Raw genomic sequence first — 13260 nt, forward strand, 5'->3', positions numbered from 1 at the left:
CGTCACGGTGCGTCCATACGACGGACGCGATCGCGCCGTGACCGGGATGCCGCGGGCCCGTGACACGGGCTCCGGGTGCCCGGCCGTCGCCCACACGCGCGCGTGGCTACGATGGGCCAGCCGGTGGCCAGCAGGGGCCGAGCCGGCCACACCGACCGTCGGGAAGGCCATGCTGAACAAGTACGCGCGTGCATTCTTCACGCGTGTTCTCACGCCGTTCGCCACATTTCTGATCAGAAGGGGCGTCAGCCCCGACACGGTCACGCTCCTCGGTACCGCCGGAGTGGTCGCGGGCGCGCTGGTCTTCTACCCCATGGGCGAGTTCTTCTGGGGCACGGTCGTGATCACGCTCTTCGTGTTCTCCGACCTCGTCGACGGCAACATGGCCCGCCAGCTCGGCCGCTCCAGCCGCTGGGGCGCCTTCCTCGACTCCACCCTCGACCGCGTCGCCGACGGCGCGATCTTCGGAGGCTTCGCCCTCTGGTACGCCGGGGGCGGCGACGACATCGCGCTGTGCGCGGTCTCCATCTTCTGCCTGGCCAGCGGCCAGGTGGTGTCGTACACGAAGGCCCGTGGCGAGTCGATCGGGCTGCCGGTCGCCGTCAACGGCCTCGTCGAGCGCGCCGAGCGGCTGGTCATCTCACTGGTCGCGGCCGGATTCGCGGGCCTGCACAAGTTCGGTGTGCCGGGTATCCAGTACCTGCTGCCGATCGCGCTGTGGATCGTCGCCGTCGGCAGCCTGGTCACGCTGATCCAGCGGGTCGTCACGGTCCGCCGGGAGTCGGCGGAGGCCGAGGCCGCCGAGCCGGGCGCTGTCGAGCCGGGAGCGGCGGAGTCGGACGCCGCCGGGCGGGATGGCGTGGGTTCGGACGGAGCCGGTTCGGGGGACGCCGAGTCGGCCGCCGTCGAGGAGAAGCAGAATTCGCAGGAGCAGGGGAGCGAGGCCGCGAAGTGAGCGCCCAGGAGCGGCTGACGGACTCGCTGTACGGTCTCGGCTGGGGCGTGGTCAAGAAACTCCCCGAGCCCGTCGCCGTGCGCCTCGGCCGGAGCATCGCCGACCTGGCCTGGAAACAGCGTGGCAAGGGCGTGCTCCGACTGGAGAGCAACTACGCGCGCGTGGTGCCCGACGCGAGCCCCGAGCGCCTCGCCGAGCTCTCGCGCGCGGGCATGCGCTCGTATCTGCGCTACTGGATGGAATCCTTCCGGCTGCCCGCCTGGAGCAAGGACCGCATAAGGGGCGGCTTCGACCCGAAGGACCTCCACTATCTGACCGAGGGGCTTGCGGCCGGCAAGGGCGTCATTCTCGCGCTGCCGCACATGGCCAACTGGGACCTCGCCGGCGCCTGGGTCACCACCAAGCTGGAGACACCGTTCACGACGGTCGCCGAGCGGCTCAGGCCGGAGACGCTGTACGACCGTTTCGTCGCCTACCGCGAGGGCCTCGGGATGGAGGTCCTCCCGCACAGCGGCGGCACCGCCTTCGGCACGCTGGCCCGGCGGCTGCGTGACGGCGGCCTGGTCTGTCTGGTCGCCGAGCGCGACCTCTCGTCGTCCGGGGTCGAGGTGCGGTTCTTCGGCGAGGCGACCCGCATCCCCGCGGGCCCGGCCCTGCTGGCCCAGCAGACGGGCGCGCTGCTGCTGCCGGTGACACTCTGGTACGACGACTCGCCCGTCATGCGGGGAAGGGTGCATCCCCCGGTCGAGGTGCCCGAGACAGGTACGCGGGCCGAAAAGACGTCTGTCATGGCACAGGCGCTGGCCGATGCCTTCGCCACAGGGATCGCCGACCACCCGGAGGACTGGCACATGCTGCAGCGCTTGTGGCTGAAGGACCTCGAGCCCCGCCCGTCGGACGGGGCCCGCCCGTGAGAATCGGCATCGTCTGCCCGTACTCCTGGGATGTGCCGGGTGGCGTCCAGTTCCACATCCGCGATCTCGCCGAGTACTTCATCCGCCTCGGCCACGAGGTGTCCGTCCTCGCCCCGGCCGACGACGACACCCCGCTGCCGCCGTACGTCGTCTCGGCCGGCCGCGCGGTTCCGGTGCCGTACAACGGCTCGGTGGCCCGCCTGAGCTTCGGCTTCCTGTCGGCGGCACGGGTGCGCCGCTGGTTGCACGACGGCGAGTTCGACGTGGTCCACATCCATGAGCCGTCCTCGCCGTCGCTCGGCCTGCTGACCTGCTGGGCCGCGCAGGGCCCGATCGTCGCCACCTTCCACACCTCGAACCCGCGCTCCCGGGTCATGGTCGCCGCGTACTCGATCCTTCAGGCCGCCCTGGAGAAGATCAGCGCCCGGATCGCCGTGAGCGAGTACGCCCGCCGCACGCTCGTCGAGCACCTCGGCGGGGACGCGGTGGTGATCCCGAACGGCGTGGACGTCGACTTCTTCGCCAAGGCCGAGCCGAAGCCCGAGTGGCAGGGCGACACGATCGGCTTCATGGGGCGCATCGACGAGCCGCGCAAGGGCCTGCCGGTGCTGATGAAGGCCCTGCCGAAGATCCTCGCCGAGCGTCCGCGGACCCGGCTGCTGGTGGCCGGGCGCGGCGACGAGGAGGAGGCGGTGGAGTCGCTCCCCGAGGAGCTGCGCGCCCGCGTGGAGTTCCTCGGCATGGTCAGCGACGTCGACAAGGCCCGCTTCCTGCGCAGCGTCGACCTGTACGTCGCCCCCAACACCGGCGGCGAGAGCTTCGGGATCATCCTCGTCGAGGCCATGTCGGCGGGCGCCCCGGTGCTCGCCTCCGACCTCGACGCCTTCGCCCAGGTCCTCGACCACGGCGCGGCGGGCGAACTCTTCGCCAACGAGGACGCGGACGCGCTGGCGGCGGCGGCGCTACGGCTCCTCGGGGACCCGGCGAGGCTGACCGAACTGCGAGAGCGCGGCAGAGCGCACGTCCGGCGGTTCGACTGGTCGACCGTCGGGGCGGACATCCTGTCGGTCTACGAGACGGTCACGTCGGGCGCCGCGGCGGTGGCCGCGGCGGACGTCGACCGCGGCCCGGGACTGCGGGCCCGGCTCGGACTCGCCCGCGACTGATCGCCGCGCGGGCGTCGGGCGCGGCTGGGGCTGGGGCTGGGGGGCTTAAGGGCGACGGTGCGACCGACGCAGCCGAAGCTGCCCGGGCTCGGCGACTCGCCCGCGACCGGTCGCCGCGCGGGCGATGGGCGCGGCTGGGGCCGGGGCTGGCGGGGGCTTACGGGCGACGTGCGACCGACGCTGCTGCGGCTGCCCGGGACCGGCGACTCGCCCGCGACTGAGACGGTGCGGCCAACGCTGCCGCGGCTGCCCGGGACCGGCGACTCCCCGCGCCCCGGTCCGGGCTCGCCGGCGATGGGCCCGCCCCCCGGGCCGCCTCGCCCGCCCCAGCCGGTGCCCCGCCGCCCCCACCTCACGCCGACCGATCTCGCGCCGGTGAGGCATACCCCCGGGCGGGCCCTCATGCCGGCCGCGTGTGTCCGTTCCGTGCCTGGCCCGCACCGCCCGAACCCGCCCCGATAGCCTTGCTGCCCGTGACTCCCACCCTCATCTGGATTCTCGTCGCGCTCGTCGCGATCGGCCTTTATCTGAGCTGGACCGCGGGCCGTCTCGACCGGCTGCACGCCAGGATCGACGCCACGCGCGCGGGCCTGGACGCGCAGTTGCTCCGCCGTGCCTCCGTGGCCCAGGAGCTGGCCACCTCGGGCGTGCTCGACCCGGCCGCGTCGATCGTCCTGTACGAGGCCGCGCACGCCGCCCGGCAGGCCGAGGAGGAGCAGCGGGAGGTCGCCGAGAGCGACCTGAGCCAGGCCTTGCGGGCCGTGTTCGCGGAGCCGGCCCAGGTCGAGGCGGTCCGCGAGGCGCCCGGGGGAGAGGCGGCGGCCCACGAACTCACCGAGGCCGTACGACGGGTCCCGATGGCTCGCCGCTTCCACAACGACGCGGTCGGCGCCGCCCGCCGCCTCCGCCAGCACCGCAAGGTCCGCTGGTTCCGCCTGGCCGGTCACGCCCCCTTCCCGATGGCCTACGAGATGGACGACGAGCCGCCCGCGGCCTTGGTCGACCGGGCAGCCTAGGACCAGGGCCGCACCAAAACGATCCACCGCCTCTCCATTGGCCCTTGCAGTGGCCTGGTCCGGTGCCGTTTCCTCGGTGCTGCAGCAGTCCCTTTCACTTCAGCGAGGTCAACCCGTGTCCAGCACCGAGAACCAGGCTCCCGAGACCGGCACCGCACGCGTGAAGCGCGGCATGGCGGAGCAGCTCAAGGGCGGCGTGATCATGGACGTCGTCAACGCCGAGCAGGCGAAGATCGCCGAGGACGCGGGCGCCGTGGCCGTCATGGCCCTGGAGCGGGTTCCGGCCGACATCCGCAAGGACGGCGGCGTGGCCCGCATGTCGGACCCGAACATGATCGAAGAGATCATCGAGGCCGTCTCGATCCCGGTCATGGCCAAGTCCCGCATCGGCCACTTCGTCGAGGCCCAGGTCCTGCAGTCCCTCGGCGTGGACTACATCGACGAGTCCGAGGTCCTCACCCCGGCCGACGAGGTCAACCACTCCGACAAGTGGGCCTTCACGACCCCCTTCGTCTGCGGTGCCACCAACCTGGGCGAGGCCCTGCGCCGGATCGCCGAGGGCGCGGCCATGATCCGCTCCAAGGGCGAGGCCGGCACCGGCAACGTCGTCGAGGCCGTCCGCCACCTGCGCCAGATCAAGAACGAGATCGCCCGCCTGCGCGGCTACGACAACAACGAGCTGTACGCCGCCGCCAAGGAGCTGCGCGCCCCGTACGAGATCGTGCGCGAGGTCGCCGAACTCGGCAAGCTCCCGGTCGTGCTGTTCTCCGCCGGTGGCGTGGCCACCCCGGCCGACGCCGCCCTGATGCGCCAGCTCGGCGCCGAGGGTGTCTTCGTCGGTTCCGGCATCTTCAAGTCCGGCGACCCGGCCAAGCGCGCCGCCGCCATCGTGAAGGCCACCACCTTCTACGACGACCCGAAGATCATCGCGGACGCGTCCCGCAACCTCGGCGAGGCCATGGTCGGCATCAACTGCGACACCCTCCCCGAGACCGAGCGCTACGCCAACCGCGGCTGGTAACCACTCATGAGCACTCCTGTCATAGGCGTCCTGGCCCTCCAGGGCGACGTCCGGGAGCACCTCGTTGCCCTGGCCGCGGCCGACGCCGTGGCCAGGCCGGTGCGGCGCCCCGACGAACTCGCCGAGGTGGACGGCCTCGTCATCCCCGGCGGCGAATCCACCACCATCTCCAAGCTGGCGGTCCTGTTCGGCGTGATGGAGCCGCTCCGCGCGCGTGTGCGTGCCGGAATGCCTGTCTACGGCACCTGCGCGGGCTTGATCATGCTGGCCGACAAGATCCTCGACCCGCGCTCGGGCCAGGAGACGATCGGCGGCATCGACATGATCGTGCGCCGCAACGCCTTCGGACGTCAGAACGAGTCCTTCGAAGCGGCGGTCGACGTTAAGGGCGTCGAGGGCGATCCTGTAGAGGGCGTTTTCATCCGCGCCCCCTGGGTCGAATCCGTCGGCGTCGAGGCCGAGGTGCTCGCCGAGCACGAAGGCCACATCGTCGCCGTGCGTCAGGGCAACGCGCTCGCCACGTCGTTCCACCCGGAACTGACCGGCGACCACCGCGTGCACTCCCTGTTCGTCGACATGGTGCGCGCGAACCGGGCGGCGGAGTCCTTGTAGGATCTCTGGCGTTCGTTGTTTGGATGGGTTACGCGAAGGAGACAGGCAGATGTCCGGCCACTCTAAATGGGCTACGACGAAGCACAAGAAGGCCGTGATTGACGCCAAGCGCGGCAAGCTCTTCGCAAAGCTGATCAAGAACATCGAGGTCGCGGCCCGCATGGGCGGCGTCGACATCGAGGGCAACCCGACTCTCTACGACGCCATCCAGAAGGCCAAGAAGTCGTCGGTCCCGAACAAGAACATCGACTCCGCGGTCAAGCGCGGAGGCGGTCTCGAGGCCGGTGGCGCCGACTACGAGACGATCATGTACGAGGGTTACGGCCCGAACGGCGTCGCGGTGCTCATCGAGTGCCTCACCGACAACCGCAACCGCGCCGCCTCCGACGTCCGCGTCGCCATGACCCGCAACGGTGGCTCCATGGCCGACCCGGGCTCGGTGTCGTACCTCTTCAACCGCAAGGGCGTTGTCATCGTCCCCAAGGGCGAGCTCGGCGAGGACGACGTCCTCGGTGCCGTCCTGGACGCGGGCGCCGAGGAAGTCAACGACCTCGGTGAGTCCTTCGAGGTCATCAGCGAGGCCACCGACCTGGTCGCCGTCCGCACCGCCCTCCAGGACGCCGGGATCGACTACGACTCCGCCGACGCCAACTTCGTCCCGACCATGCAGGTCGAGCTGGACGAGGAAGGCGCCAAGAAGATCTTCAAGCTGATCGACGCCCTCGAGGACAGCGACGACGTCCAGAACGTCTTCGCCAACTTCGACGTGAGCGACGAGGTCATGGAGAAGGTCGACGCCTGAGCCGACGCTCAGCTACGAACGGGCCGACGGGACACCCCCGTCGGCCCGTCGCGTTGCCGGGCGTTGATGCGAGTCGTTGTCGGTGGCACCCGATAGCCTGCACAAACAGGCGATCGAAGGGCGGGGTGAGCGTGCGCGTACTCGGGGTGGACCCCGGACTGACGCGGTGCGGTGTCGGCGTGGTCGAAGGCGTTGCCGGCCGGCCGCTCACGATGATCGGCGTCGGGGTCGTACGCACGCCCGCGGACGCCGAGTTGGGGCAGCGGCTCGTCGCCGTCGAGCAGGGCATCGAGCAGTGGCTGGACGAGCACCGGCCCGAATACGTCGCCGTGGAGCGGGTGTTCAGCCAGCACAACGTCCGTACGGTGATGGGCACCGCCCAGGCCAGTGCCGTCGCGATGCTGTGTGCCGCCCGCCGCGGCATCCCCGTCGCCCTGCACACCCCGAGCGAGGTCAAGGCCGCCGTCACCGGCAGCGGACGCGCCGACAAGGCCCAGGTCGGCGCCATGGTCACCCGCCTGCTGCGGCTCGACGCCCCGCCCAAGCCTGCCGACGCCGCCGACGCCCTCGCGCTCGCCATCTGCCACATCTGGCGCGCGCCCGCCCAGAACCGACTCCAGCAGGCCGTCGCCCTGCACGCAGCCACAGCACGGAAAGGCCGTACGGCATGATCGCCTTTGTGAGCGGCACGGTCGCCGCACTCGCTCCCGACGCCGCCGTGCTCGAGGTCGGCGGTGTCGGCATGGCGGTGCAATGCACGCCGAACACGCTGTCGACGCTCCGCCTCGGCAAGCCGGCCAAGCTCGCCACCTCCCTCGTCGTACGGGAGGACTCCCTCACCCTCTACGGCTTCGTCGACGACGACGAGCGCCAGGTCTTCGAACTGCTGCAGACCGCGAGCGGAGTCGGCCCGCGGCTGGCCCAGTCCATGCTGGCGGTGCACTCGCCCGACGCGCTGCGCCGAGCGGTGGCCACGGGGGACGAGAAGGCGCTCATCGCCGTGCCCGGCATCGGCAAGAAGGGCGCCCAGAAGCTGCTCCTGGAGCTGAAGGACCGGCTGGGCGAGCCGATCGGCGTGCCCGCGATCGGCGCCCCGGTCACCCAGGGCTGGCGCGACCAGCTGCACGCCGCCCTGATCGGCCTCGGATACGCCACGCGCGAGGCCGACGAGGCCGTCACCGCCGTCGCCCCGCAGGCAGAGGCCGCCGAGGGCACGCCCCAGGTCGGCCGGCTGCTGAAGGCGGCCCTCCAGACCCTGAACCGCGCCCGCTGACCCACCCGACACAGAGGCACACCACATGAACTGGGACGACACCACCGACGCGACCGCCTCCGAGCGGCTCGTCGGTGCGTCCGCCGACCGTGAGGACCAGGCGGTGGAGGCCGCCCTGCGACCCAAGGACCTGGACGAGTTCATCGGCCAGGAGAAGGTGCGCGAACAGCTCGACCTGGTGCTCAGGGCGGCACGCGCGCGGGGGGCCACCGCCGACCACGTGCTGCTCTCCGGCGCCCCCGGCCTCGGCAAGACCACCCTGTCGATGATCATCGCGGCCGAGATGAACGCCCCGATCCGGATCACCAGCGGCCCCGCCATCCAGCACGCCGGCGACCTCGCGGCGATCCTCTCCTCCCTCCAGGAGGGCGAGGTCCTCTTCCTCGACGAGATCCACCGCATGTCGCGGCCCGCCGAGGAGATGCTCTACATGGCGATGGAGGACTTCCGCGTCGACGTCATCGTCGGCAAGGGCCCCGGCGCCACCGCCATCCCGCTGGAGCTGCCCCCGTTCACGCTGGTCGGCGCCACCACGCGCGCGGGCCTGCTGCCGCCTCCGCTGCGCGACCGCTTCGGCTTCACCGCGCACATGGAGTTCTACGAACCCGCCGAGCTGGAGCGCGTCATCCACCGCTCGGCCAACCTGCTCGACGTCGAGATCGGTTCCGACGGCGCCGCCGAGATCGCGGGCCGCTCCCGCGGCACGCCCCGTATCGCCAACCGTCTGCTGCGCCGGGTCCGGGACTACGCCCAGGTCAGGGCCGACGGAGTCATCACGCGCGACATCGCCGCGGCAGCTCTCAAGGTCTACGAGGTCGACGCCCGCGGCCTCGACCGCCTCGACCGCGGAGTCCTGGAGGCACTGCTCAAGCTCTTCGGCGGCGGCCCGGTCGGCCTGTCCACACTCGCGGTCGCGGTGGGGGAGGAGCGCGAGACCGTCGAAGAGGTGGCCGAACCCTTCCTCGTGCGCGAGGGTCTCCTCGCCCGCACGCCCCGCGGACGGGTCGCCACTCCCGCCGCATGGGCGCATCTCGGCCTCACCCCGCCCCGCTCGGCGTCCACAGGAAACGGACAACAAGACCTGTTCGGGACGTGACGAGATCGTGACGGCGCGGGCATTGGCCGGGTCAGGAACCCTGGTGCCATGCTGAGCGTTGTTCACTGCGCGCGGACTCGCCTAGACTCCGCCGATGCCGCCTTTGTCGGCGGCAGACATACCCCCAACCATCAGGCCGCTCATCTCGCGGTCGCGTGAAGGAAGTACCGACCCGTGAGTCTCGTGACCCTCCTCCCGTTCATCGTGCTCATCGGGGCCATGTTCCTGATGACCCGCTCGGCCAAGAAGAAGCAGCAGCAGGCCGCGAGCATGCGGAACGACATGCAGCCCGGCAGCGGCGTCCGCACCATCGGGGGCATGTACGCCACTGTCAAGGAGGTCAACGAGGACACGGTCCTCCTCGACGCCGCTCCCGGCGTCGATCTTCTCTTCGCGAAGAACTCCATCGGTGCCGTCCTGACCGACGACGAGTACAACCGCATCGTCCACGGCATCGAGCACGACCTGAAGTCCGACTCCGACGTCGTCCCGGACGACGCCTCCTCCCTCTCCGAGACCGACGAGTCCGCCGACGAAGCTGCCGCCGCCTCCGACGAGAAGTCCGTCGACCTCGGTAAGAAGGACACGGCCGAGGAGCCCGCCGACGACGCGCCCGCCAAGGCCGACGCCGAGAGCGAGACAGCCGAGGCGAAGTCGGACGACGAGCCGAAGAAGACCGACGGCGACTCCGAGGCGAAGTAGTCGCACTCCGGGGCGCGCGGACCAGCTCCGCGCGGCCCGGACCTGCGCGGCTCGCACGGGATCCCGACACCAGTCATGGCCGCCCGCCCGCCGATCCGGCGCGAGAGCGGCCCGAGAGGGAGTACGAGAAGGTGGCAGCACCTAAAAGGGGCCGGAGCGCGAGTGCCCAGAGCAAGCCAGGGCGCGCGCTGGCCCTGATCCTGATCGCCATCGTGGCGCTCACCGGTGGAATGTTCCTCTCCGGACACACCACCCCGCGCCTCGGCATCGACCTTGCCGGAGGCACCAGCATCACGCTGGAGGCCAAGGCCGACCAGGGGTCCGCGATCAACAAGGCCAACATGGACACCGCGGTCGAGATCATGAACCGTCGTGTCAACGGTCTGGGCGTCTCCGAGGCGGAGGTGCAGACCCAGGGTGATCGCAACATCATTGTGAACATCCCCAAGGGCACCAACTCCAAGGAGGCCCGCGACCAGGTCGGCACCACCGCCAAGCTGTACTTCCGTCCGGTCCTGGCCCAGGAGGCCACCGGCGGCGCCGCGGCCACCTCGCCGAGCCCGTCCGCGAGCGGCTCCTCGACCGCGTCCCCGAGCCCCTCCGCGAGCAAGTCCGGCTCCACGGGCGAGAAGGCGACCTCGTCGTCCTCCCCGTCGGCCTCCGCCACCTCGCAGGGCCGCGCCGTCACCGACGCGCTGAAGGCGGACTCCACGCCGTCGGCGTCCGCGAGCGCGTCGAGCTCCGCGTCCCCGTCGGCCCCCGCCACCGGCGGCACCGACACCTCCTCCGCCCAGGCCAAGCTCCAGGCCCAGTACACCGCTCTGGACTGCTCCAAGAAGGCACAGCGCACCACCGCGGGCGAGGGTGCCAAGCCGGCCGACACCACCCTGGGCTGCGGCGAGATCTCCGGCGTCTGGTACAAGTACCTGCTCGGCCCGGCCGCCGTCGACGGCACCGAGGTCAAGAAGGCCCAGGCGGTCTTCGACACCCAGACCGCCGCCGGCTGGCAGGTCACCATGACCTTCAACGGCAAGGGCTCCAAGAAGTTCGCGGCCATCACGGGCCAGCTCGCGAAGAACACCCAGCCGCAGAACGAGTTCGGCATCGTCCTCGACGGCGAGGTCGTCTCCAGCCCGTACGTGCAGAACTCCATCACCGGCGGCAGCGCCCAGATCTCCGGCAGCTTCACGCAGGACGAGGCCCAGAACCTCGCCAACATGCTGTCGTACGGCGCTCTCCCGCTCTCCTTCCAGGAGCAGAGCGTGACCACGGTGACCGCGGCGCTCGGCGGTGACCAGCTGCACGCCGGTCTCCTCGCCGGCGCCATCGGACTCCTCCTGGTCGTCGTCTACCTGGTGGCCTACTACCGGGGCCTGTCCCTCGTCGCGATGGCCTCGCTGCTCGTCTCCGGCATCCTCACCTACGTGCTCATGGCGCTGCTCGGCCCGGCCATCGGCTTCGCGCTGAACCTGCCGGCCGTGTGCGGTGCCATCGTCGCCATCGGTATCACCGCGGACTCGTTCATCGTGTACTTCGAACGCATAAGGGACGAGATCCGCGAGGGACGCTCGCTGCGCCCCGCCGTCGAGCGGGCCTGGCCGCGTGCCCGGCGCACCATCCTGGTCTCCGACTTCGTGTCCTTCCTCGCCGCCGCGGTGCTGTTCACCGTGACGGTCGGCAAGGTCCAGGGCTTCGCGTTCACACTCGGTCTGACCACCGTGCTCGACGTCGTCGTGGTCTTCTTCTTCACCAAGCCGCTGATGACGCTGCTGGCCCGTCGGAAGTTCTTCGCGAGCGGCAGCAAGTGGTCCGGCCTCGACCCGAAGAGTCTGGGTGCCAAGCCGCCGCTGCGCCGCACCCGCCGTTCCGGCCCCGTTGAGACGAAGGAGGCGTGAGCATGTCGAAACTCGGCAACCTCGGCGCCCGACTGCACCGTGGCGAGATCAGCTACGACTTCATCGGTCACCGCAAGCTCTGGTACGGCATCTCGATCCTGATCACCATCACGGCGATCCTGGGCCTCGCGGTACGTGGCCTCAACATGGGCATCGACTTCCAGGGCGGCGCGGTCTTCACCACCGAGAAGACAAGCGTCTCGGTCTCCCAGGCCGAGGACTACGCGAAGGAAGCCTCCGGTCACGACGCCGTCGTGCAGAAGCTCGGCAACGACACGCTGCGCATCCAGATCGCCGGCATGGACACCAAGCAGTCCGACGAGATCAAGAACGACCTCGCGAAGGACTTCAAGGTCGACCCGGAGACCATCGCCGCCGACCTGGTCGGACCCAGCTGGGGCGACCAGATCGCCAACAAGGCCTGGCAGGGTCTGGCGATCTTCATGGTCCTCGTCGTGATCTATCTGGCGATCGCCTTCGAATGGCGCATGGCCATCGCGGCGCTCGTCGCCCTGATCCACGACATCACGATCACCGTCGGCATCTACGCCCTCGTCGGCTTCGAGGTCACGCCAGGCACGGTGATCGGTCTGCTGACCATCCTCGGTTACTCGCTCTACGACACGGTGGTCGTCTTCGACTCCCTCAAGGAGCAGACGAAGGACATCACCAAGCAGAACCGCTGGACCTACAGCGACATCGCCAACCGATCGATCAACAGCACCCTGGTCCGCTCGATCAACACCACGGTGGTCGCGCTGCTGCCGGTGGCGGGCCTGCTGTTCATCGGTGGCGGCTTCCTCGGCGCGGGCACGCTCAACGACATCTCGCTGTCGCTGTTCGTCGGTCTCGCCGCCGGTGCGTACTCCTCGATCTTCATCGCCACGCCGCTCGTCGCCGACCTCAAGGAGCGCGAGCCGGCGATGAAGGCCCTCAGGAAGCGGGTCCTGGCCAAGCGTGCCCAGGCGTCCGTAGAGGAGGAGATGGCCGACGCGCGTCCCGTCTCCGACGAGCCGGACGACGACGCCGCCCCCGCGGTCGTCGGCCCGCGCACCCAGCCCGCCTCCCGGGGCCGGGGCCGTGGCCGTCCCTCGGGGAAGCGCCGATGACCGAGCTCACCGACATCACCTCGTTGCTGCTCAGCCGTATCCGTGATGTGGCCGACTATCCGGAGCCGGGGGTGATGTTCAAGGACATCACCCCGCTCCTGGCGGACCCGGCGGCGTTCTCGGCGCTCACCGACGCTCTTGCGGCGGTCGCGGCGAGCACCGGCGCCACCAAGGTGGTCGGCCTGGAGGCCCGGGGGTTCATCCTCGGCGCCCCCGTCGCGATCCGCGCGGGTCTCGGCTTCATCCCCGTGCGGAAGGCGGGCAAGCTCCCCGGGGCGACCCTCAGCCAGGCGTACGACCTGGAGTACGGCTCGGCGGAGATCGAGGTGCACGCGGAGGACCTGTCCGCCGACGACCGCATCCTGATCGTCGACGACGTCCTGGCCACCGGCGGCACCGCCGAGGCCTCGATCGAGCTGATCCGCCGCGCGGGCGCCGAGGTCGCCGGCCTCGCGGTCCTGATGGAACTGGGCTTCCTGGGCGGCCGGGCCCGCCTGGAGCCGGCCCTGGCCGGAGCCCCGCTGGAGTCACTCCTCAAGGTCTGACCCCCAGCAAGCCCCGCACGAACGGCCGTCCCTCTTCGGGGACGGCCGTTCGCAGGTGAGCCGGGCACTGTCCGCCGCGGTACCCGGGCCACCTCAGGAATCATGCGAGAGCCCCTCTTGTTGCACGTGTAGACGTCTCTCACATCGGGCTGAA

General features: G+C 70.5%; 14 protein-coding genes. All 14 read left to right on the forward strand.

Translation table 11 applies throughout. The annotated features are described in order from the left end of the window. The first annotated feature begins 169 nt into the window (after positions 1-169). The 14 genes from pgsA (at position 170) to RNB18_RS49180 (ending at position 13106) form a co-directional block, all read left to right on the forward strand. Positions 170-955, forward strand: a complete 786-nt coding sequence (gene pgsA, locus RNB18_RS49115) for a phosphatidylinositol phosphate synthase (RefSeq protein WP_311720646.1) — start codon at positions 170-172, stop codon at positions 953-955. Next, a complete protein-coding gene (locus RNB18_RS49120; RefSeq protein WP_311720647.1) occupies positions 952-1869 on the forward strand; it encodes a phosphatidylinositol mannoside acyltransferase in 918 nt (305 codons plus the stop codon). Before pgsA ends, RNB18_RS49120 begins: the two co-directional genes overlap by 4 nt. After that, positions 1866-3035 carry a glycosyltransferase family 4 protein gene (locus tag RNB18_RS49125; protein ID WP_311720648.1) on the forward strand — a complete coding sequence of 390 codons (1170 nt, stop codon included), beginning with the start codon at positions 1866-1868 and terminating at the stop codon, positions 3033-3035. The genes RNB18_RS49120 and RNB18_RS49125 overlap by 4 nt, the downstream gene beginning before the upstream one ends. Before the next feature lie 473 nt (positions 3036-3508). Then, positions 3509-4051, forward strand: a complete 543-nt coding sequence (locus RNB18_RS49130; protein WP_311720649.1) for a LemA family protein — start codon at positions 3509-3511, stop codon at positions 4049-4051. A 115-nt stretch (positions 4052-4166) separates the two neighbouring features. Then, entirely contained in the window at positions 4167-5072 is a 906-nt protein-coding gene (pdxS, locus tag RNB18_RS49135) for a pyridoxal 5'-phosphate synthase lyase subunit PdxS (protein WP_311720650.1), read from the forward strand. A 6-nt stretch (positions 5073-5078) separates the two neighbouring features. Next, a complete protein-coding gene (gene pdxT / locus RNB18_RS49140; RefSeq protein WP_311720651.1) occupies positions 5079-5684 on the forward strand; it encodes a pyridoxal 5'-phosphate synthase glutaminase subunit PdxT in 606 nt (201 codons plus the stop codon). A 49-nt stretch (positions 5685-5733) separates the two neighbouring features. Then, positions 5734-6486 carry a YebC/PmpR family DNA-binding transcriptional regulator gene (locus RNB18_RS49145; RefSeq protein ID WP_057614183.1) on the forward strand — a complete coding sequence of 251 codons (753 nt, stop codon included), beginning with the start codon at positions 5734-5736 and terminating at the stop codon, positions 6484-6486. Between the two features lie 131 nt (positions 6487-6617). Further along, positions 6618-7157, forward strand: coding sequence for a crossover junction endodeoxyribonuclease RuvC (gene ruvC, locus RNB18_RS49150; protein WP_311720677.1), 540 nt, complete (start codon positions 6618-6620; stop codon positions 7155-7157). Continuing rightward, the gene (gene ruvA, locus RNB18_RS49155) at positions 7154-7759 is read left to right on the forward strand and encodes a Holliday junction branch migration protein RuvA (RefSeq protein ID WP_311720652.1); all 606 of its coding nucleotides are present in this window, start codon (positions 7154-7156) and stop codon (positions 7757-7759) included. Before ruvC ends, ruvA begins: the two co-directional genes overlap by 4 nt. A gap of 25 nt (positions 7760-7784) precedes the next feature. Continuing rightward, complete coding sequence (ruvB, locus tag RNB18_RS49160; protein WP_059207947.1) at positions 7785-8855, forward strand: Holliday junction branch migration DNA helicase RuvB; 1071 nt, start codon at positions 7785-7787, stop codon at positions 8853-8855. Positions 8856-9029: 174 nt separating this feature from the next. After that, positions 9030-9557 carry a preprotein translocase subunit YajC gene (gene yajC / locus RNB18_RS49165; protein WP_311720653.1) on the forward strand — a complete coding sequence of 176 codons (528 nt, stop codon included), beginning with the start codon at positions 9030-9032 and terminating at the stop codon, positions 9555-9557. Positions 9558-9688: 131 nt separating this feature from the next. After that, entirely contained in the window at positions 9689-11452 is a 1764-nt protein-coding gene (gene secD / locus RNB18_RS49170) for a protein translocase subunit SecD (protein WP_311720654.1), read from the forward strand. Between the two features lie 2 nt (positions 11453-11454). Continuing rightward, a complete protein-coding gene (gene secF / locus RNB18_RS49175; protein ID WP_311720678.1) occupies positions 11455-12561 on the forward strand; it encodes a protein translocase subunit SecF in 1107 nt (368 codons plus the stop codon). Then, positions 12558-13106 (forward strand): adenine phosphoribosyltransferase, encoded by a 549-nt coding sequence (locus tag RNB18_RS49180; RefSeq protein WP_311720655.1) that lies wholly within the window; start codon positions 12558-12560, stop codon positions 13104-13106. The genes secF and RNB18_RS49180 overlap by 4 nt, the downstream gene beginning before the upstream one ends. The last annotated feature ends 154 nt before the right edge of the window (positions 13107-13260 follow it).

Source organism: Streptomyces doebereineriae (genome assembly GCF_031845645.1).
GTDB lineage: Bacteria > Actinomycetota > Actinomycetes > Streptomycetales > Streptomycetaceae > Streptomyces > Streptomyces canus.

Bases quoted from the DNA above. Each gene is read 5' to 3' on its own strand.
- pgsA (WP_311720646.1), top strand. From the start codon at position 170: ATGCTGAACAAGTACGCGCGTGCATTCTTCACGCGTGTTCTCACGCCG.
- pdxT (WP_311720651.1), top strand. From the start codon at position 5,079: ATGAGCACTCCTGTCATAGGCGTCCTGGCCCTCCAGGGCGACGTCCGG.
- RNB18_RS49145 (WP_057614183.1), top strand. From the start codon at position 5,734: ATGTCCGGCCACTCTAAATGGGCTACGACGAAGCACAAGAAGGCCGTG.
- ruvA (WP_311720652.1), top strand. From the start codon at position 7,154: ATGATCGCCTTTGTGAGCGGCACGGTCGCCGCACTCGCTCCCGACGCC.
- ruvB (WP_059207947.1), top strand. From the start codon at position 7,785: ATGAACTGGGACGACACCACCGACGCGACCGCCTCCGAGCGGCTCGTC.
- secF (WP_311720678.1), top strand. From the start codon at position 11,455: ATGTCGAAACTCGGCAACCTCGGCGCCCGACTGCACCGTGGCGAGATC.
- RNB18_RS49180 (WP_311720655.1), top strand. From the start codon at position 12,558: ATGACCGAGCTCACCGACATCACCTCGTTGCTGCTCAGCCGTATCCGT.